Source organism: Rhodanobacter sp. ANJX3 (assembly GCF_014200755.1).
Lineage (GTDB): Bacteria > Pseudomonadota > Gammaproteobacteria > Xanthomonadales > Rhodanobacteraceae > Rhodanobacter.
The window spans coordinates 74,807-95,099 of record NZ_JACHCM010000001.1; the positions used below are offsets into that span (position 1 = coordinate 74,807).

The following is a 20,293-nucleotide window of genomic DNA, read 5'->3' on the forward strand; positions in this document are numbered from 1 at the left end:
ATGAGTCCGATACGAGTGGCGGTGATCGGCCTGGGCAAGATCGCCCGCGATCAGCATCTTCCCGCCATCGCAGGCAATGATGCCTTCCATCTCACGGCCCTGGTGGATCCAAGTAGCACCTCAAACGTCGAGGGGGCTGCTCGTTTCGATACCCTCGAAGCGCTGTTCGACGATGGCCTTGCGGTCGATGCCGTGGTTCTTTGCACGCCGCCGCAGGTTCGCTACGAGCTGGCCGCGAAAGCGCTGGCGCGGGGCGCGCACGTCTTTCTCGAAAAACCTCCGGGCGCGACGCTGGCCGAAGTGGCGGCACTGGAAGAGCAGGCCAAGATCAGTGGCTTTACCCTGTTCGCCGGCTGGCACTCGCGTTACGCCGCCGGTGTGGAGCGCGCGCGCGCGTGGCTGGCCGATCGGCGTATCGAGCGCGTGTCGATCATCTGGCGCGAGGACGTTCGCGTGTGGCATCCGGGACAGACGTGGATCTGGGAACCGGGTGGTCTGGGCGTGTTCGACCCCGGCATCAATGCATTGTCTATCGCCACGCGTATCCTGCCGCGCGCGTTCTTTCTGCGCTCCGCCGTCCTTTCGACACCGTCCAATCGCGCGGCGCCGATCGCCGCCGAAATGACGTTCACGGATACCGCAGGCGTCGAGATAGCGATGGATCTGGACTGGCGCCAGACCGGCCCGCAAAGTTGGGACATCGTGGTCGAGACCGATGCCGGCACGTTGAAACTCGCCAACGGCGGCGCGGTTCTGGAGCTGCCAAGTGGCGTCGAGCGCGCTGAGGATCGTGAGTACGCCGGGTTATATGCGCACTTTGCGGCGCTGATCCAGAACGGTCGTAGCGATGTGGATACGGCTCCGCTGCGCCTGGTGGCCGACGCATTTCTGCTCGGGCATCGCAAAACCGTCGAGGCGTTTGACGACTGATGTATCCCGGGCCAGTGCTTTAGGCTGCGCGCCGTCCGGTTAGCCCGTCATTTCGCACCAAACCATGGCGCTGGCCGAGCGCTGAGGCCAAGCCGGCAGCGCTGACCGCCGGTTGTCGTCTGCTATTATGGTGGGTCGAAAAACCGGTAAGAGCGAACCCATGATCGAAACCAATCCCATCCTCGCGCAGATTGCGGACCTCAGCGGCCGCGTCGAGTCGCTTCGGGGGTATCTTTGACTACGCCACTAAGCGTGAGCGTCTCGAAGAAGTAACCCGCGAACTGGAGAGCCCCACCATCTGGGATGACCCGGCGCGCGCGCAGGAGCTGGGCCGCGAACGCGCCCGCCTGGACGATATCGTCAGCGGCATCGATAGCCTCACCGCCGGTCTCACCGATGCCGGTGAACTGCTGGAGATGGCCATTGCCGACGGCGACGAGGAAACCGCACAGTCGGTCGTGACCGACGTGGCGCGACTCGATGGACAGATCAGCAAGCTGGAATTTCAGCGCATGTTTTCCGGCAAGATGGACGCGACCAACGCCTTCGTCGATATCCAGGCTGGCGCCGGCGGCACCGAGGCGCAGGACTGGGCCGAAATGTTGCTGCGCATGTACCTGCGCTGGTGCGAATCGCGCGGCTGGCAGACCGAGCTGATGGAAGTCTCCGGCGGCGACGTGGCCGGCATCAAATCCGCCACCTTCCGCGTGGAAGGCGATTACGCTTACGGCTGGCTGAAAACCGAGATCGGCGTGCATCGCCTGGTGCGCAAGTCGCCGTTCGATTCGGACAATCGCCGCCACACCAGTTTTACCTCGGTCTTCGTTTCGCCCGAAGTCGATGACGACATCGATATCGATATCAATCCGGCCGACCTGAAGACGGACGTCTACCGCTCCTCCGGCGCCGGTGGTCAGCACGTCAACAAAACCGAATCGGCGGTGCGCATCACGCATATTCCGACCAATACGGTCGTGGCCTGCCAGACCGGCCGCAGCCAGCACGCCAACCGCGCCACCGCGATGAAGATGCTGGCCGCCAAGCTGTACGAGCTGGAAGTGCAAAAGCGCAACGTCGAGCGTGATGCCTTGGAAGCAACCAAGTCCGACATCGGCTGGGGCAGCCAGATCCGTAATTACGTGCTCGACCAGAGCCGCATCAAGGATTTGCGCACCGGTATCGAGCGCACCGACACGCAGAAGGTGCTCGACGGTGACCTTGATGAGTTCATTGAGGCGAGTTTGAAGTCCGGCTTGGAAGCGGGCTCCAAGCGCAGTGACGCATAATGTCGCGGCGAGTAGGGGCGAAGGATGAGTAGCGAGGGCGCGACGATCCGGTCATATCGCGATCTGGTGGCTTGGCAGCAGGCGATGCGGCTGGTGGAATCGGTCTACGCCCTGGTTTCGTTGTTGCCGGCGGACGAGCGGTTTGGACTGGCATCCCAGCTTCGCCGATCGGCGGTCTCGATACCTTCCAACATTGCCGAAGGGCATGCGCGTGAGTCGACAAAGGAGTTCATTCGCTACATCGCTATCGCTCGAGGTTCACTGGCTGAACTGGAAACCCAGCTTGAGCTTATGTCGCGTCTGAAAATGACCGAAGCTGGGCAGTTGGATCAGACTCTTTCTTGCTGTGATGAGCTAGGTCGTATTCTTCGGGGACTGCGTAAATCCCTGGACAACAAACTTGAGGCGGCGCATCAGTGATGCGCCCTCGCTACTCGTCCCTCGCCCCTTTCTGAAATCCCGATCTGAAATCCCGAAATGACCGATCAAATAACTGACCCCGCCGAGCCAATCGTCGACGAAAACCGCCTCATCGCCGAGCGTCGCGAGAAACTGACCGCGCTGCGCGGGCAGGGCATCGCGTTTCCGAACGACTTCAAGATCGACAGCTTTACCGGCGACCTGCAAACCGAGTTCGCCGACAAGGACGTTCAGACGGCCGAAGTGATCGAGGCGGCGGCGCGGCGGGTGAAGGTGGCCGGTCGCATCGTGCTCAAGCGCGTGCAAGGCAAAGTCAGCTTTGTGCAGCTGCAGGATTACACCGGGCGCATCCAGCTGTTCATCCATCAGGGCACGGTGGGCGACGCATACGAGGCGTTCAAGGGTTGGGACGTCGGCGACATCATCGGCGCCGAAGGTGTGCTGATGCGCACCAAGACCGGCGAGCTGTCCGTACGTGCCGACAGCCTGCGTCTGCTGACCAAGAGCCTGCGTCCGCTGCCGGACAAGTTTCACGGCCTGGCCGACGTGGAGCAGCGTTACCGCCAGCGCTATGTCGACTTGATCGTGACGGAAGAGGCGCGGCGTACGTTCGTCACGCGCTCAAAGATCATCGGCTTCATGCGCCAGTGGCTGGAAGCGCCGCCGCGTCGCTTCATGGAAGTCGAAACGCCGATGATGCACGTGATTCCCGGCGGCGCCACGGCCAAGCCGTTCATCACGCATCACAATGCGCTGGACATGGACCTGTACTTGCGCGTGGCGCCGGAGCTGTATCTGAAGCGACTGGTCGTCGGCGGCTTCGATCGGGTATACGAGATCAACCGCAATTTCCGCAACGAGGGCGTGTCGACCCGGCACAATCCCGAGTTCACCATGCTGGAGCTGTATCAGGCCTATGCCACCTACCATGAGATCATGGACATCACCGAATCGGTGATCCGCGATACGGCGCAGAGCGTGCTCGGCACGACGCAGCTGACTTGGGACGGCGCCGAGATCGACGTCGGCCCGGCCTTCCGCCGCTGGCGCATGGAAGACGCCGTGCTGGAGCACAACCCCGAGATCAAGCGCGAAGAGCTACGCGATCGCGACGCCATGGCGGCACACGCCGCACGCCTGAAAGTGCAGGTCAAACCGGGTTACGGCTGGGGCAAGCTGCTGCTGGAGATCTTCGAGAAGACGGTCGAGCACACCCTCATCCAGCCGACCTTCATCACCGATCACCCGGTCGAGGTGTCGCCGCTGGCGCGCGAGAGCGATACCGACAAGGGCATCACCGATCGCTTCGAGCTGTTCGTCAACGGCAAGGAGCTGGCGAATGGTTTTTCCGAGTTGAACGACCCGGAAGATCAGGCCGCGCGCTTCCAGGCGCAGGTCGACGCCAAGGATTCCGGCGACGACGAGGCCATGCACTTCGATGCCGACTATATCCGCGCCCTGGAAGTCGGCTTGCCGCCCACCGGCGGCCTGGGCATCGGCATCGATCGACTCGTGATGCTGCTGACCGGATCGGCGTCGATCCGCGACGTGCTGCTGTTCCCCTATATGCGCCCGGAGGCCTGAGATGTGGTTTGCCATCGTTGCCAATGACGTCCCCCATTCGCTTGAAGCTCGCGTCGCCAATCGGCCGCCGCATCTGGCGCGGCTGCAGCAGATGAACGACGAAGGCCGTTTACTTCTGGCTGGCCCGTTTCCGGCGATCGCCTCGGAAGATCCGGGCCCTGCCGGCTTTACCGGCAGCCTGATCGTCGCGGAATTCGCTTCGCTGGAAGAAGCCGAGAGCTGGGCCAAGGCCGATCCCTATATGGCCGCCGGCGTCTACGCTGACGTCAAAGTGCGGCCGTTCCGCAAGACGCTGCCCAGCGCGTGAGCGGCGCGCCAGCCATGACTCCAATGCTGGATGAAATCCGCCGCCGCCTGGAGGTCGCCTTTGCGCCGACCGCGCTCGAAGTGCTGGACGAGGGCTACAAGCACGCGTCGCACGGCAACGCCGGCAAGGGGCATTTCCATGTGCGCATCGTCAGCGCGGCCTTCGCCGGCAAGCTGCCGCTGCAGCGTCACCGTATGGTTTATGCGGCGATGGAGGGGTTGATGGATAACGGCATCCACGCGCTTTCGATCGATGCTGGTGATAAATAGTTATTTATAACAATAAGATAAGATTATTATCTAAGCTTGTTTCTGCACTGCGAGCGCATTGCAGCCCCGTTCGTGGTTTGGCACAGTGACAAGCCCGACCACTGAAGGCGTTACCTGATGAATCTATTGATGACCGCATGCGCCTGACCACGATCAAACTTGCCGGTTTCAAGTCCTTTGTGGACCCGACCACCCTGCAGCTGCCGAGCAACATGATCGGCGTGGTGGGTCCGAACGGTTGCGGCAAGTCCAATATCATCGACGCGATCCGCTGGGTCATGGGCGAGAGCGCGGCCAGCCGCCTGCGCGGCGATTCGCTGACGGACGTCATCTTTTCCGGCTCCAATTCGCGCAAGCCGGTGGGTCAAGCCACGGTCGAGCTGATCTTCGACAACAGCGACGGTTCGGTGCAGGGCGAATACGGCCAGTACGCCGAAATCTCGGTCAAGCGCCAGGTCACCCGCGACGGCCAGTCCGCCTATTATTTGAACGGCACGCGCTGCCGTCGACGCGACATCACCGATTTGTTCCTCGGCACCGGCCTGGGTCCGCGCAGCTACTCGATCATCGAGCAGGGCATGATCAGCCAGATCATCGAGGCGCATCCGGAAGAACTGCGTACGCATCTGGAAGAGGCGGCCGGCATCTCCAAGTACAAGGAGCGGCGCAAGGAAACCGAGAGCCGCATCAAGGCCACTCGCGAGAATCTCGACCGCGTGCGCGACGTGCGCGACGAAGTCGACAAGCAGCTCGATCATCTCAATCGGCAGGCCCGCGCCGCCGAGCGCTGGAAAGCCTTGAAGGAGGAGCAGACGCGCAAGGAAGCCGAGCTGCGCGCGCTGGAATACCGCGGCCTGAAAAGCCAGCACGATGGCGAAGGTGCCGACCTGTCGGCAGCGGAAACCGAAATCGAGAAGCAGCTGGCCGGCCAGCGCCAGATAGAGGCGCAACTGGAAACCGTGCGCGAGCGCCATACCGGCGCCAGCGAACATCTCAACAGCGTGCAGGCCGAGGTGTACAAGGTCGGCGCCGAGATCGCCCGCGTCGAGCAGCAGGTGCGCTACAGCCGCGAGACCGCCGATCGCCTTCAGCGCGCCCAGGCCGACGCCGAGCGCGAGCACGCCGAGCTGGCCGCGCACATCGCTACCGACCGCGAACAGGTCGAAACCCTGCGCACCGCGCTGGCCGAAGGTGAGCCCAAGCTCGAAGCGCTGCAGCAGTTGCAGGACGACACCGCCGAAGCCCAGCGCGAAACCGAAGCCAAGCTGGCCGACTGGCAGCAGCGCTGGGACAGCCACACCCGACATGCCGGCGAATCCAGCCGCGCGGCCGAAGTCGAGCGCACCAAGCTCAATTACCTGGATCGCCAGAGCGTCGATCTGTCCAAGCGCCGCGAGGCGCTGGAAGCGGAGCAGAAGGCGACCGACGTCGCCGCGCTCGACGCGGCCGGCGAACAGCTGCATGCCGATCACGACACCCAGCGCGAGCGTGTCGAAACGCTTGGCAGCCTCCTCGATCAGCACAAGCTCAGCCATGAAAAGGTGCTCGACGAAGAGCGTCAGGTCCAGTCCAGCCTCAACGAGGCGCGCCAGCAGCTGCAGTCGGCTCGCGGGCGCCATGCGTCGCTGGAGGCACTGCAGCACGCGGCCCTGGGCCAGGAAGAGAGCGCCGCCAGCGGCTGGCTCAGCCGGCTGGGATTGAACAAGTCGCGCCGGCTGGGCGAAGCCTTGCAGGTCGACGCGGGCTGGGAAACGGCGGTGGAAACCGTGCTGGCCGGCTTGCTCGACGGTGTGCTGGTCGACAGCCCGCTGGGCCTGGTGTCGGAATTCGATAGCCTGGGCGAGGCCGATATCGCCTTGCTGGCGTCCGCCGACGGCGGCCAGGGCGCCGCCGACACGCTGGCCGCTCGCGTGCACGGCCCGGCTGCCGCGCTGCAATTGTTGGCAAACGTGCAGACGGCCGACACGCTGGAGGAGGCGAGCCGCCGCGTGGCGTCGCTGCGCCCCGAGCAATCCATCATCACCCGCGACGGCGACTGGTTGGCGCCGCAGTGGGCGCGCGTGCGCCGCGCGCAGGGCAATCAGGTCGGCGTGCTGGCGCGCGAGCGCGAGCTGCGCCTGCTGGCCGAGCAGATCGCCACGCTGGAAGCGCAGCTCGAAGAAGACGGTGAGCGGCTGGAAAGCCTGCGTACCGGCAAGTTCGAGGTCGAGCGGGCGCGCGACGATGCCCAGCGCGAGCTCTACAACGCGCATCGCAAGCAGTCCGAGCTGGCCGGTCAGCTGCAAAGCCATCGCGGCAAGCTGGAAACCGCGCGCGCGCGCGCGGCCAAGGTCGGCGAGGAACTCGACGATCTGGCCAACCAGCTCGACGAGCTGCAGGGCCAGACCCGGGAAGCTCGCGCCCGTCTGGACGAATCCGTCGGCTTGATGGGCGATCTGGAAGACGAACGCCGCGCGCTGGAAAACGAACGGCGCACCCTGCTCGAAGCGCGCGAAGAAGCGCGCATGAATGCGCGCGAGGCGGCCGACCAGTCGCACGCGCTGGCGCTGGGTCTGGAGTCGCGACGTTCATCGCTGTCGTCGCTGGAACAGTCGCTCGCCCGCATGGACGCGCAGCTGGCGCAGATCGCCGCGCGTCGCGCCGACATCGTCGAACAGCTGGCCGCCGGTTCCGATCCGATCGCCGAACTCGAAGCTGAGCGACAGACCTATCTCGACCAGCGCCTGCTGGTCGACAAGCAACTGGTCGAAGCGCGCCGCGCGCTGGACGACTGCGACGGCGAATTTCGTCGCCTGGAGCAGGAGCGCCAGCGCGCCGAACACGGCCTCAGCGCGCTGCGCGAAGGGCTTTCGCAAAAGCGGCTGGCGGCGCAGGCGCTGCAGATGCGCGCCGAGCAGCTGGCCGAGGCGATCCGCGAATCCGGTCTGGAACTCGACACGCTGCTGGCCGAACTGGCGGAGGACATCGACGCCAATCAGTGGCGCCAGCAGCTCGGCGAACTGGGCCAGAAGATCGTGCGGCTGGAGCCGGTCAACCTGGCCGCGATCCAGGAACACGCCGAGCAGAGCGAGCGCAAGACCTATCTGGACAATCAGCTCGCCGATCTGGTCAGTGCGATGGAAACTCTGGAAGGGGCGATCAAGAAGATCGATCGCGAAACCCGCCAGCGTTTCAAGGAGACCTTCGACAAGGTCAATGCGGGCGTGCAGGAGCTTTTTCCGCGGCTGTTCGGCGGCGGCCATGCGTATCTGGAGCTGACCGGCGACGACCTGCTCAATACCGGCGTGGCGATCATGGCGCGCCCGCCGGGCAAGCGCGTGTCCAATATCACCCTGCTGTCCGGTGGCGAAAAGGCGCTCACGGCCGTGGCGCTGGTGTTCGCCATCTTCGGCCTCAACCCGGCGCCGTTCTGCCTGCTGGACGAGGTCGACGCGCCGCTGGATGAAGCCAACGTCGGCCGCTTCTCGAGCCTGGTGCGCGAAATGAGCGAAAAAGTGCAGTTCATCTTCATCAGCCACAACAAGGCCACGATGGAAGCGGCCACCCAGCTGTGCGGCGTGACCATGCGCGAGCCTGGCGTGTCGCGACTGGTGCAGGTGGATCTTGCGGAAGCGGCTAAACTCGCAGGCGCCGCTTGAGGAATTTACGATGACCATGCAACCCGTGCTCGCTTTTGCCTGGAACCCCGCCGTCGGTGTTCCGCTGCTGATCGTTGCCATCATCATCCTGGCGTTGATCTGGCTGTTCGGACAGCCGAAGAAAGAGCAGGGCAAGCGCCGTGTGGTACCCAGTGCGTCGTCAGGCGAACGTCGCGAGCCCCGGCTTGGGGATGACGACATCGACGACGACACGCCCTCTTTCAGCGCGCGCGATGCCTCCTACGACGATGCCTTCGACATGCCGCTCAAGCCGAAGCAGGGCGAGCTGGACGTGGGCATGCGTGCCGAACTGGAGCGTCTGGGCGCCACCTTGTCCGGCGAGCGTTCGAGCAGCAAGCCGATGCCGTCGAAGCTGGTGGGGCACGCGGCCTCCATCGTCGACGCGCTGCGCGCACCCAGCGTTCCCAACGAAGGCAGTGCTCTACCGCAGCCGGAGATCTCGGTGGCACCGGTGCCCGCGGCTGCGCCCGCACCGGCTCCGGCGGCCCCCGCGCCCAAAATCCCGCCGCGCTCCGACCTCGGTCGACGCCCGGCGCAGCTGGCGGTCGAGCGGATCGTCACGCTGTTCGTAGTGGCTCGCGAGGGCGAGCACTTCAACGGGCCGAACCTGGTGGTGGCCGCCGAAAAGGCCGGTCTCGAATTCGGCGACATGGGCATCTATCACCGCCTGCTGGAGGGCAAGCGCGAACTCGGCCCGATCTTCAGCGTTGCCAATATGCTCAAGCCGGGCAATTTCGATCTGGTGCGCCTCGACGCGCTGCGCACGCCGGGCGTCAGCTTCTTCATGACCTTGCCGGGTCCGCTCTGCGCACTCGACGCCTGGGACGCGATGCTGCCCACCGCGCAGCGCCTGGCCGAGCTCCTGGATGGTCATGTGCTGGACGAAGAGCGCAACGCCCTCGGTCGTCAGCGCATCGCCCATATCCGCGACCAACTGCGCGGTTGGGATCGCGATCACGAGGGTAAGGAAATTATCTTCGGGCGCTGACTCAGGTCGCCAGACGCAGTCCGTCGATCGCCTGCAGCAACGCCTCGACGCCATAAGGCTTGAGTATCGATGCGGTGCGCGCATCTTTGGGAATGTCGCCGGTGTCGAGTTGACCGGTGGCGAACAGCACGGGAAGGTCGGGGGAGAGGGTTCGCAGTGCTTGAACGAGTTCGATGCCGGACGCGTCGGGCAGGCCGATGTCTGTCAGCAGAAGATCGACGTGCTGTTTGCCGTGGATTTGCACCGCGCGCGCGGCGCTGTCGGCTTCGAGCACGAGGTGGCCGCGAGATTCGAGCATTTCTGCCACGCTCATGCGAATCAGATCGTCGTCTTCGCACAGCAGAATATGCAGCGGCCGCGCGGCTTGCGCGGGCAGTCGGCGGTTGCTTGTGCGCTGCGCCGGGGCGGGCGCAGCGCTGCCCGCTGTGTTGCGCGGCTGCCGTCCATCAAGCACCTGACGCAGCCGCCGCGCCAGCGCCTCATGCGTATAGGGTTTGCTCAGCAGCTCCACGCCTTCGTCGAGGCGGCCACCGTGGACGATGGAGTTTTCCGCATAGCCAGACGTAAAGAGAATCGCCAGCTGCGGCAGGCGCTCGCGCAGCCGGCTGGCCAGTTCGGGGCTTTTCAGATCGCCGGGCATCACCACATCGGTAAACAGCAGGTCGATGGCGATGCCGCTTTCGATGATGGTGAGTGCGCCTTGCGCGTCCTTGGCCTTGAGTACCCGATAGCCGAGCTCGCCGAGCAGGGCGACGACGGTATCGCGCACCGCGTCGTCATCCTCGGCCACGAGAATCGTTTCGTCGCCGCCGACGATCGGGCCGGATTCCGTATCGAGCAAGGGATCTTCGGCCTGCGTCGAACGCGGGAGATACATCCGGATCGTCGTGCCGTGACCGGGCTCGCTGTAGATCTTGACGTGACCGCCAGACTGCTTGACGAAGCCGTACACCATCGACAGGCCGAGGCCGGTGCCGCGGCCCTCGGGTTTGGTGGTAAAGAATGGCTCGAAGACTTTCTCGATAATGTCCGGCGTCATGCCGCAGCCGGTGTCGCTGACTGCGATCATCACATACTGGCCGGGCGTCGTTTCCGGATACCGATAGGCGTAATCCTGATCGAGTGTCGCGTTGCCCGCTTCGATCGTCAGCCGACCCTGGCCGTCCATAGCGTCGCGTGCGTTAAGCGCCAGATTGAGCAGCGCGTTCTCGACATTGCCCGGATCGATCAGCGTGTTCCAGAGGCCGCCGGCGATCACCGTTTCCAGCTCGATCCCTTCGCCCAGCGAGCGGCGCAGCAGTTCGTCGAGATCGCGAATGAGGCGCGCCACGTTGACCACTTTCGGTGCCAGCGGCTGACGTCGGCCGAACGCCAGCAGCTGCGAAGCCAGCTTCGATCCCCGCGTGACGCCGGCCATCGCATTCTGTACGCGGCGCTCGGCGCGCTCGTTGCCGGCCACGTCATTGCCCAGCAGCTGCAGGTTGCCGCTGACCACCTGCAGCAGATTATTGAAGTCATGCGCGATGCCCCCCGTGAGGTTGCCGATCGATTCCATTTTCTGGCTCTGGCGCAGCGCGTCCTGCGTCTTGATCAGTTCGGCTGTGCGCTCGCTGACGCGCTCTTCAAGCGTGGCGGCCAGATTGCTCAGCGCGGCCTCGGCCGCTTTTTGGTCGTCGATATCGGTGCTGGTACCCAGCCACCGTATGGGTTCGCCGTCGCGACCGGCGATGGGAACGGCGCGCGCCAAGTGCCAGCGGTACTCGCCGTCATGCCGGCGCAGGCGCAGTTCGGTCTGGTAGTTATCGCCCGTTTCCTGCGCCTTGCGCATGGCTTTGACGGTCGGCTGTACGTCGTCCGGGTGCACGAGGGCGAACCACTTGTCGCCTTCCATCGAGCCGGGCTCGACGCCAGCATAGGCATAGAGGCGATCGTTGAACCACTCGATATTGCCCTCGCCGTCGGTGGTCCAGACGTGGTTCGGCAACGACTGCGCCAGGGTGCGGAAATGTGCCTCGCTCTCGCGCATGGCATCTTCGATCGCCTTGCGTTCGGAGATATCCATGAACAGTACGGCGAAGCGCTCTTTGTCGATCTTTCGTGCGCGCGCCTCGAACCAGCGATTTTCCAGCGTGGGAATATGCACTTCCATCTGCGAGGCTTCGCCCGAATCGAGCACCAGCGCATAGGCATCGATGACCGATAGCGGTACATCGGGCACCAAGGTGCGAATGGAGCGACCCATCGACGCGCGCACATTCAGGCCAGTCTGCTTGCCGAACGCCGGATTGAGCTCGGTGATGAGAAAATCGACCATGCGTCCGGCGTCGTCGCGCACAGCGCGGCCGATGAAAAAGCCCTCCTGCATATCCGCGAACAGGTTGCGCCAGCGGGCTTCACTCTCGATCACGGCCTCTTCGGCTTTTTTGCGATCGGTAATGTCCATCGCGATGCCGATGTAGCGGGGCGCACGGCCCGATCCATCGAGTGCCAGCGTTTCACCCCGTCGCGCAATCCAGCGGATTTCGCCGGTCTTCGGATGGACCAGGCGAAATTCGGAATAGCTGATTGGATTGGACGAGCTCAAGCGATTGGGCCCGACCAGATGCCGATCGTCCGGATGCACCATGTCGACCAGCAGCGCGTCGTTGATCGGTTCGTTCGGTGCGAGCCCCCACACCCGCCGGTACTGGTCGGACACTTCCATTCGGCCCTCGTCCGGATACCACTCGAATGTGCCTACGCCACCCGCTTCCTGGGCTACGCGCAAGCGCTGCTCGACCTGGAACTGTTGGGTGGTATCGCGCACCAGGGCCAGCACGCCTCGCGCGACGCCGTCGAGGTCGACCAGCGGGCTGTAGAGGAGATCGAGCCATACATCTTCCGGCTTGCCCGTTTGCAGCAGCACCATATGCCGGTCGCGGTAGACCAGGCTGTTGCCGGCAAGCACCTGTTCGATCACGTGGCTATTGAAATCGGCGGCTTCGGGCCAGCCTTCGCGCACCCCCATACCCAATAGAGCAGGGTGACGGGCCGCGGCAAGCCTGGCATAGCCGTCGTTGTAGATCAGATAACCCGGTTCGCCCCACAGAATGGTCATCGGCGCGTCGCAGCGCAGAATCAGCGCCGTCGCCGTCTTCAGCGTGTCCGGCCAGCCGTCGATATCGCCCAACGGGGTGCGGCTCCAGTCGAAGGCGCGAATCGTCGCGGCCATCTCGGAGCCACCGCCAATAAACGGGAATCGATCAACAGAGGTGGTGTCAGTCATGTGGCAGACCACGGCGGAGAGTCGAAACGGCGATGGAGGGAATGCTAAGTGCCACACCGCCCTGGCAGCCTGGCAGAAGCGGCAACCCGCGCATGATCGCAGAGAAACACGCATCGGTGAGGGCCGCAGGAATTTTCGGGGCGGCCGCCTTTGGCTTGAGCGGGATGCGCGAGGTATGTCAGGCTCGGCGCGCGGTCTTTAGGTTCGTGTGACGCGGCCGGGAGCAGATTCTGAAAACGTCGATCCAGGCACTTGTTCGCACGCTGAAAGGTCATGGGAAGGACGCGGCCGCGCGCCCCGAAGAAACCGTCGGGGTGGCGATGCTGCTCAGTGGCGCAGGCGGATTTCTGGACGCGTTTACCTGGCTCGGCCACGGCGGCGTGTTTGCCAACGCGCAAACCGGCAATGTCGTACTGCTGGGCATCTACGCAGCGTCGGGGCAGTGGGAAAAGTCGCTGCGTCACGTGCCGCCGATCCTGGCGTTTTTCATCGGCGTGTTTGTGGCCTTTCGACTTCGCCTGCACGAGTCGCGACGGTCGATGCAGCGCACAGCCTTGCTCAGCCTCGCGATTGAAATCGCTTTTCTGCTTGTCGTAGCGGTACTGCCGCGCGATTTTCCGGATCTGCCGATCGTGCTGGGCGTGGCGTTTCTCGCGGCGCTGCAGAGCACCAGCTTTGCCAAGGTCGAGGGCTCGCCCTACAGCTCGGTGATGACCACCGGCAACCTGCGGCGCACCGCCGAGCTGCTGTTCACCGGGCTTTTCCCGCCCGGTGACGCCTTGGCACTGCACAAGGCGCGGCTGTTCGTGATGGTGTGCTGCAGCTTCGCCATCGGCGCCTGCGCTGGCGGATTCGCCACGGCGAAAGTCGGCAACCCCGGCGTGCTGGTACCGGCGCTGGCGCTGCTGTTGGCGCTGGTTCGATGCGTGCGCGATCGCCAGCGCCGCTCGACTGAATCGGAGACGACGAGCCAGCCCGTCAACGACTAAATGCTGCGCTTGCCGTTTTTAAAGCGTATCGATCTGATACGCGGTGCTTTGGCGGTACACGGTACCCGGTCGAAGCACGACGCGTTCGGCGGTGGCGCTGTTGATCTGATCCGGGAAGGCTTGCGCCTCCAGACATAAGCCGTCGAACGCTTTGTAGAAGCCCGCACTGCGTTTGGGTGACTCGCCCAGATACTGCCCGGTGTAGAGCTGCAGGCCTGGCTGATCGGTGATGACGGTAAGTCGACGCCCGCTGGCTGGATCGATCACCTGGGCGACCTTGCGCGGCTGGCCGTGCGGTTCACGCAGGCAGTAGCAGTGATCGAAACCTTTGGCGACAGCCAGCTGCGGATGCGGCCAGGTAAGACGCGAGCCCAGCGGTGCGGCGTGACGAAAATCGAAGGCGCTGCCGGCGACGCTTTCCTTGCCGGCGGGAATCATGCCGGCATCGACGGCGAGAAAATCTTCGGCGTCGATCCACAGCAGGTGATCGCGAATATCCCCGCGCGCACCGCCGAGGTTGAAGTAAGGATGTGCGGTGAGATTGATCGGCGTAGCTTGGTCGGTGCGCGCCTGATAGTCCAGGCGTAGCGTGCCGTCGTCTTGCAATTCGTAGCGCACCTGCACGTCGAGATTGCCCGGAAAGCCGCCTTCGCCATCGGGCGAGTGCAGGGTCAGCAGCAGGCCATTGCCGTCGGTGTCGACATGCCAGACCGCCTGATGGAAGCCGTCGTGGCCGCCGTGCAGGTGGTGACCGTTGTTGTTGCGGTCGAGCCGATAGCTCACGCCGTCCAGTTCGAAACGTCCGTTGCGAATACGGTTGCCCCAACGCCCGACGAGCGCGCCCAGATAGCCTAGGGCGTTGGCGTAGGCGATGGGGTCGGCATGACCGAGCACCACGCCTTCGATACGGCCATGACGATCGGGTGTGTGCCAACTCAGCAGGCTTCCACCCAGATCGCTGATGTCCACGCGCATGTCCTGCGCGTTGCGCATCGTCCAGCGGTGCACTTTGCGGCCATCGGCCAGCGTTCCCCAGCGAACGGCGTGAGGTACGTGGGCGGCATTGGGATACGTGAGGGAGTTCATGATGCGGAGCTGTCGGTGGATTCGGTGATGTCGATGCCGCGCTGCTGCGCCTGAAACTGTTTGGGCGTGAGGTTGTATTCGCGGCGGAACACGGCGTACATGTATTGCAAGGAGGTAAAGCCGCAGCGCACCGCGATATCGGCCAGCGGCAGCGACGAACTGGTCAGCAGTTCGCCGGCGTGCTCCAGCTTGTGCTGCAGCAAAGCCTGATGCACGGTTTGCTTCAGTTCGCGACGGAAGTGTTCTTCCAGTGCGGTGCGCGACACGCCGACGTAATCGGCCACTTGTTCGGTCTTGACGCCGAGGCAGCCGTACTGGCGAATATAGTGACGCGCGCGCATCACCAGCGGACTGCGCAGCGGCTGATGCTTGCTCGACGACTGCACGTTGATACCGACCGGCGGCACCACGATGCGCGTCTGCGTATGGTCGGCACCGCGCAGCATTTGATGCAGTAGATGCGCTGCGGTGCGGCCCATTTCCTCGGTGCCCTGAATCACCGACGTCAGCGGAATGCGCGTGAGCATCTGGGTCAGTGAATCGTTGTCGATACCGACCACGGCAATCTGTTCGGGCACGGATATGCGGGCCAGCTGACACGCCTGCACCAGCTGCCGCGCGCGCGCGTCGGTGACGCACAGAATGCCGACCGGTTTGGGCAGCTCCTGCAGCCATTCGACCAGCTGTTCCGAGGCGTGATCCCAGCCGCCGGCGCTGGTGGGCTGGCCGCGGAAAATGGTGACCGGCAGTTCGTCCGCCTGCAGAAGCTGCGCGTAAGCGACCTCGCGTTCGGCCGCCCACGCGTTGCCTGGCGCCGGCGGCAAACTGTAGAAGGCGAAATGCGACAGACCCTGATCGATCAGGTGCCGGTAGCCCAACTGCACCAGCTTGGCATTGTCGGTCGCGATATACGGAATACGCTCGGGATACAGCGACGCATCGGCATACGAACCGCCCACGGCCACCACCGGCAGGGCGGACTGACTCAATGCAGCCACCACTTCCGGGTCGTCGAAATCGGCAATGATGCCGTCGCCGTGCCAGCGTTCGATGCCCTGAATGCGGCTGCGGAAATCCTCTTCCAGATACAGATCCCATTCGACGCGGGTCGAATTGAGATACTGACCGATGCCCGCGATCACCTCACGGTCATAGCCTTTGTTGGCGTTGAACAGCAGCGCGATGCGGTGCGGCGGCGGGGAGAGTCCCATGGGCGTTTCGTTAATCCGGTATGGCGGGATCACCAGAGTACCGCGCGGAACCCACCCTACATGAGCAGGCGGCTTGCGCGCAGGACGATGATCACTCGGCAGAGTGCAGACGCTATCACGCGCCAGCCCTGCTGGCATGCGGCATCGCCACAGGGAAAATGATCAGTCCCGCACCAGATTTCGCAATTGCCCCCTTGGGTCGGGAATGGGCAGCATTCGAGGATTGCGGTGGTCGCGTGTGCGGCCATCGCTGGCCCTTTCTTTAGGTCAAGCAGCTGCCGATCGGCGCTGACATCTTTTTCAATGCCATCATCCGTGGAGTTCACCATGTCTTATTTCGACGCCATCGCCCCGATCCGCTACGAGGGGGCTTCTGGTGATAATCCGCTGGCTTTTCACCACTACGACGCCAAGCGCCAGATTCTGGGCAAAAGCATGGCCGAGCACCTGCGTCTGGCCGCCTGCTACTGGCATACGTTTGTCTGGCCGGGTAGCGACGTTTTCGGTGCCGGCACGTTCGAACGGCCGTGGCATGCGCCGGGTGAGCCGATGCAGCAAGCCAAGGCCAAGGCCGATGCGGCGTTCGATTTTTTCAGCCGCCTGGGCGTGCCGTTCTACACCTTCCACGACACCGATGTGGCGCCGGAAGGCAATAGCCTGAAAGAGTACGCCAACAATTTTTCCGCCATGGTCGACGTGCTGGAAGCCAAGCAGGCGCAAACCGGCATGAAGCTGCTGTGGGGCACGGCCAACGTGTTCAGCCACCCGCGCTATGCCGCCGGTGCAGCGAGCAACCCGCAGCCGGAAGTATTCGCTTACGCCGCCACGCAGGTGTTCCACGCGATGGGCGCGACCAAGCGCCTGGGCGGCGCCAACTACGTGCTGTGGGGTGGCCGCGAAGGTTACGACACGCTGCTCAATACCGATCTGAAACGCGAGCGCGCGCAGCTGGGCCGGTTTTTCCAGATGGTGGTCGAGCACAAGCACAAGATCGGCTTCGACGGCACCATCCTGATCGAGCCCAAGCCGCAGGAGCCGACCAAGCATCAGTACGATTATGACACGGCGACCGTGTACGGCTTCCTGAAAGACTTCGGCCTGGAGCACGAGGTCAAGGTCAACCTCGAGGCTAACCACGCCACGCTGGCCGGACATTCGTTCCAGCACGAGGTGGCCACATCGATCGCGCTGGGTTTATTCGGCAGCATCGACGCCAACCGCGGCGATATGCAGAACGGCTGGGATACCGACCAGTTCCCCAATAGCGTCGAAGAGATGACCTTGGTCGTCTACGAGATTCTGCGTGCGGGCGGCTTTGTGAACGGCGGCTTCAATTTCGATACCAAGGTGCGTCGTCAGAGCAGCGATCCGGCCGATCTTTTCCACGGCCATATCGGCGCGATCGATGTGTTGGCGCTGGCGCTGGAGCGTGCGGCCAAGATGATCGAACGCGACACGCTGGCCAAGATGAAGTCAGCGCGCTACGCGGGCTGGGATGGCGAGTTCGGCCAGCAGGTGCTGACCGGCAACTTCACCCTCGAGGCCCTGGCCGCCGAGGCAGCGAAACGCGATCTGCAGCCGAAGCATGTGTCCGGCCAGCAGGAAGCGCTGGAGAACCTGGTCAATCGCTATGTCTACGGTTGATCGTCGGTCGATGTCCGCACGGTCGCCGGGGTAAGCCGACGCATGTTTATCGGAATCGATCTGGGGACATCGTCGGTCAAGGCCGTGCTGGTCGACCGCAATGGCGAGGTGCGTGCCAGCGCCTCGGCCGCGCTGACCCTTTCGCAGCCGCAGCCGCGCTGGTCCGAGCAGGACCCTGCAGCCTGGTGGCAGGCCACGCTGGATTCGGTCGACGCTTTGCTCGGCGAGGCCAAGAAACTCGGCCTTGCCGCGAGCGCTATTGCCGGCATCGGGCTGTCCGGTCAGATGCATGGCGCGACCTTGCTCGACGCCGACGACAACGTGCTGCGGCCGGCGATTCTGTGGAACGACGGCCGCTGCGATATCGAGTGCGCCGAACTCGAACAGGTGCCGAACTTCCGCGCCATCACCGGCAATCTGGCGATGCCGGGTTTTACGGCGCCCAAATTGCTGTGGGTGCGCAAGCACGAGCCGCGCATTTTCGAGCGTATCGCCAAGGTATTGCTGCCGAAGGATTACCTGCGGCTGAAGCTCACCGGCGATTATGCCAGCGACATGTCCGATGCCGCCGGCACGCTGTGGCTCGATGTCGGCAAGCGGGCGTGGAGCGACGAGATGCTGCACGCGTGCGGGCTGAACCGCGAGCAGATGCCGTCGTTGCATGAAGGCAATCAGATCACGGGCCGATTGCGCGGCGAACTGGCCGAACGCTGGGGCATCGCACGCGTGCCGGTGGCAGCCGGCGGCGGCGATAATGCGGCCGGCGCGGTCGGTGTCGGCATCGTCAAGCCTGGGCAGGCGATGTTGTCGCTCGGTACGTCGGGTGTGTTCTTCGCCGTTTCCGACGGTTTTCTGTCGCGGCCCGCACAGGCCGTACACAGCTTCTGCCATGCGCTGCCGAATACCTGGCATTTGATGAGCGTGATGCTCAACGCCGCCAGCTGCCTGGACTTCACCGCGCGGCTGACCGCGTACGAGAACGTACCGGCCCTGCTTGGCGACGCGCAAGCATCGAACGCTATCCATGGCAGCAGCCCGTTCTTTTTGCCGTATCTGAGCGGCGAACGCACGCCGCACAACGACAGTCACGCCCGCGGCGCGTTTGTCGGATTGAGCGGCAGCACGCAGCGCGCCGACCTGGCCAATGCCACGCTGGAGGGCGTCGGCTTCGGGCTGCTCGATGGTCTGCTGGCGGTGGAGGCGGCGGGTCTGGTTTCCGACGAGATCACCGTGATCGGCGGCGGCTCGCGCAGCGCGTACTGGATCCAGATGCTCGCCGACATTCTCGGCAAGCCGCTGCAGCAGCGCTCCGGCGGTGACGTGGGACCCGCGCTGGGCGCGGCACGGCTTGCTCATCTGGCCGTGGAGCAGGGCGCCATGCTCGACGAGGTTTGTCCCGCGCCGTCGCTGGTCGCGAACTTCATTCCTGTTGCGTCGCGACGTGCGTTTTATCGCGAACAAAGGTATCCGTTGTTCCAGAAGTTGTATCCGCAGTTGCACCCGCTTTTCGCTGGCGCTGAAACCGGCGCTGATTCTGTCAACTAACGTTGTACGTCACACAGGATGGGGACTCATGAAAACCAAAACAATGAAAAGCAAGACGCTCCGCACGCTTACGCTCTCTGCAGCGATGGCGCTGGCCGGCACGTTCGCCGCCATGCCGGCACACGCCAGCAAGGAAAAGCCGGTCATCGGTTTTTCGATCGACGATTTGCGCGTCGAGCGCTGGACCAAGGATCGCGACTATTTCAAGGCTGCTGCCGAAGCCAAGGGCGCGACGGTCTCGGTGCAGTCGGCTGACGCGAACGAACAGAAGCAGATTCAGCAGATCGAAAACCTGATCTCGCGCAAGGTCGACGTGATCGTGATCGTGCCCTTCAACGCCAAGACGCTCACCACCGTGGTGGCCGAAGCGAAGAAGGCCGGCATCAAGGTCATCTCGTACGACCGCTTGATCCTCAACGCCGATGTCGACGCGTATATCTCGTTCGACAACGACAAGGTCGGTCAGATGCAGGCACAGGGCGTGGTCAACGCGGCACCGAAGGGCAACTACTTCCTGCTCGGCGGCGCACCGACCGACAACAACGCGAAGATTCTTCGCGAAGGCCAGTATAAGGTGCTGAAGCCGCTGGTGGCCAAGGGCGACATCAAGATCGTCGGCCAGCAGTGGACCAACGAGTGGCTGGCCTCCAATGCGCAGTCGATCATCGAGAACGCGTTGACCGCCAACAAGAACAATATCCAGGGCATCGTGGCGTCGAACGACGGTACCGCCGGTGGCGCCATCGCCGCACTGACCGGCCAGAAGCTGGCCGGCAAGGTGGCCGTGTCCGGTCAGGACGCCGATCTGGCCGCCATCAAGCGCATCGAGGCCGGCACCCAGACCATGACGGTGTACAAGCCGATCAAGACGATCGCCACCGATGCGGCCAACCTCGCCGTCGATCTGGCGCAGGGCAAAACGCCTAGCTTCACCTCGAAGATGAACAACGGCAAGGCCGACATCCCCACCATCCTGCTCACCCCGACCATGCTGACCAAACAGAACGTCGATCTCGTGGTGAAGGACGGTTTCTACACCCAGGCTCAGATCGGCCAATAAGCCGCGTTACGCGTAAGATAACGGCGCCCTGCATCCGCGGGGCGCCGTTC

General features: G+C 63.8%; 16 protein-coding genes. 12 read left to right on the top strand and 4 right to left on the bottom strand.

Going from position 1 to position 20,293, the window contains the following annotated elements; all coding sequences use genetic code 11:
- The 8 genes from HDE76_RS00305 (at position 1) to zipA (ending at position 9,443) form a co-directional block, all read left to right on the top strand.
- Positions 1-930, top strand: a complete 930-nt coding sequence (locus HDE76_RS00305) for a Gfo/Idh/MocA family oxidoreductase (RefSeq protein WP_179482286.1) — start codon at positions 1-3, stop codon at positions 928-930.
- Positions 931-1,090: 160 nt separating this feature from the next.
- A protein-coding gene (prfB, locus tag HDE76_RS00310) for a peptide chain release factor 2 (RefSeq protein WP_184504687.1) occupies positions 1,091-2,216 on the top strand; the annotation gives its coding sequence in 2 pieces (ribosomal slippage) (positions 1,091-1,165 and positions 1,167-2,216; 1,125 coding nt in all).
- A 24-nt stretch (positions 2,217-2,240) separates the two neighbouring features.
- Complete coding sequence (locus HDE76_RS00315) at positions 2,241-2,636, top strand: four helix bundle protein (RefSeq protein ID WP_184504689.1); 396 nt, start codon at positions 2,241-2,243, stop codon at positions 2,634-2,636.
- A gap of 57 nt (positions 2,637-2,693) precedes the next feature.
- Positions 2,694-4,220, top strand: coding sequence for a lysine--tRNA ligase (gene lysS, locus HDE76_RS00320; protein WP_184504691.1), 1,527 nt, complete (start codon positions 2,694-2,696; stop codon positions 4,218-4,220).
- Position 4,221: 1 nt separating this feature from the next.
- Complete coding sequence (locus HDE76_RS00325) at positions 4,222-4,527, top strand: YciI family protein (RefSeq protein ID WP_179482278.1); 306 nt, start codon at positions 4,222-4,224, stop codon at positions 4,525-4,527.
- A 23-nt stretch (positions 4,528-4,550) separates the two neighbouring features.
- Complete coding sequence (locus HDE76_RS00330) at positions 4,551-4,796, top strand: BolA family protein (RefSeq protein WP_179482276.1); 246 nt, start codon at positions 4,551-4,553, stop codon at positions 4,794-4,796.
- Between the two features lie 137 nt (positions 4,797-4,933).
- Positions 4,934-8,434: a chromosome segregation protein SMC gene (gene smc, locus HDE76_RS00335; RefSeq protein WP_184504693.1), complete on the top strand. Its 3,501-nt coding sequence runs from the start codon at positions 4,934-4,936 to the stop codon at positions 8,432-8,434.
- A 10-nt stretch (positions 8,435-8,444) separates the two neighbouring features.
- Positions 8,445-9,443, top strand: coding sequence for a cell division protein ZipA (gene zipA, locus HDE76_RS00340; protein ID WP_184504695.1), 999 nt, complete (start codon positions 8,445-8,447; stop codon positions 9,441-9,443).
- A gap of 1 nt (position 9,444) precedes the next feature.
- On the opposite strand, the gene HDE76_RS00345 is transcribed toward zipA, so the two are convergent.
- Positions 9,445-12,708, bottom strand: a complete 3,264-nt coding sequence (locus HDE76_RS00345) for a PAS domain S-box protein (RefSeq protein ID WP_184504697.1) — start codon at positions 12,706-12,708, stop codon at positions 9,445-9,447.
- Between the two features lie 320 nt (positions 12,709-13,028).
- Here HDE76_RS00345 and HDE76_RS00350 point away from each other — a divergent pair, with 320 nt between their 5' ends.
- On the top strand, positions 13,029-13,697 hold the full coding sequence (locus tag HDE76_RS00350; RefSeq protein WP_179482320.1) for a YoaK family protein: 669 nt from the start codon (positions 13,029-13,031) through the stop codon (positions 13,695-13,697).
- A gap of 18 nt (positions 13,698-13,715) precedes the next feature.
- Here the strand turns inward: HDE76_RS00350 and HDE76_RS00355 are convergent, their stop codons facing one another.
- The 3 genes from HDE76_RS00355 to HDE76_RS00365 are packed head-to-tail and all read right to left on the bottom strand — an operon-like array spanning position 13,716 to position 16,323.
- Positions 13,716-14,783, bottom strand: coding sequence for an aldose epimerase family protein (locus HDE76_RS00355; RefSeq protein ID WP_184504699.1), 1,068 nt, complete (start codon positions 14,781-14,783; stop codon positions 13,716-13,718).
- Positions 14,780-15,994 carry a DNA-binding transcriptional regulator gene (locus tag HDE76_RS00360; RefSeq protein WP_179482266.1) on the bottom strand — a complete coding sequence of 405 codons (1,215 nt, stop codon included), beginning with the start codon at positions 15,992-15,994 and terminating at the stop codon, positions 14,780-14,782. Before HDE76_RS00360 ends, HDE76_RS00355 begins: the two co-directional genes overlap by 4 nt.
- Before the next feature lie 56 nt (positions 15,995-16,050).
- The gene (locus tag HDE76_RS00365; protein WP_179482264.1) at positions 16,051-16,323 is read right to left on the bottom strand and encodes a hypothetical protein; all 273 of its coding nucleotides are present in this window, start codon (positions 16,321-16,323) and stop codon (positions 16,051-16,053) included.
- On the opposite strand from HDE76_RS00365, the gene xylA reads away from it, so the two are divergent.
- The 3 genes from xylA to xylF are packed head-to-tail and all read left to right on the top strand — an operon-like array spanning position 16,322 to position 20,243.
- Positions 16,322-17,638, top strand: a complete 1,317-nt coding sequence (gene xylA / locus HDE76_RS00370) for a xylose isomerase (protein WP_179482262.1) — start codon at positions 16,322-16,324, stop codon at positions 17,636-17,638. The genes HDE76_RS00365 and xylA overlap by 2 nt on opposite strands.
- Before the next feature lie 42 nt (positions 17,639-17,680).
- Positions 17,681-19,183 carry a xylulokinase gene (xylB, locus tag HDE76_RS00375; protein ID WP_179482260.1) on the top strand — a complete coding sequence of 501 codons (1,503 nt, stop codon included), beginning with the start codon at positions 17,681-17,683 and terminating at the stop codon, positions 19,181-19,183.
- A 28-nt stretch (positions 19,184-19,211) separates the two neighbouring features.
- On the top strand, positions 19,212-20,243 hold the full coding sequence (xylF, locus tag HDE76_RS00380; protein ID WP_255481364.1) for a D-xylose ABC transporter substrate-binding protein: 1,032 nt from the start codon (positions 19,212-19,214) through the stop codon (positions 20,241-20,243).
- Positions 20,244-20,293: the final 50 nt, after the last annotated feature.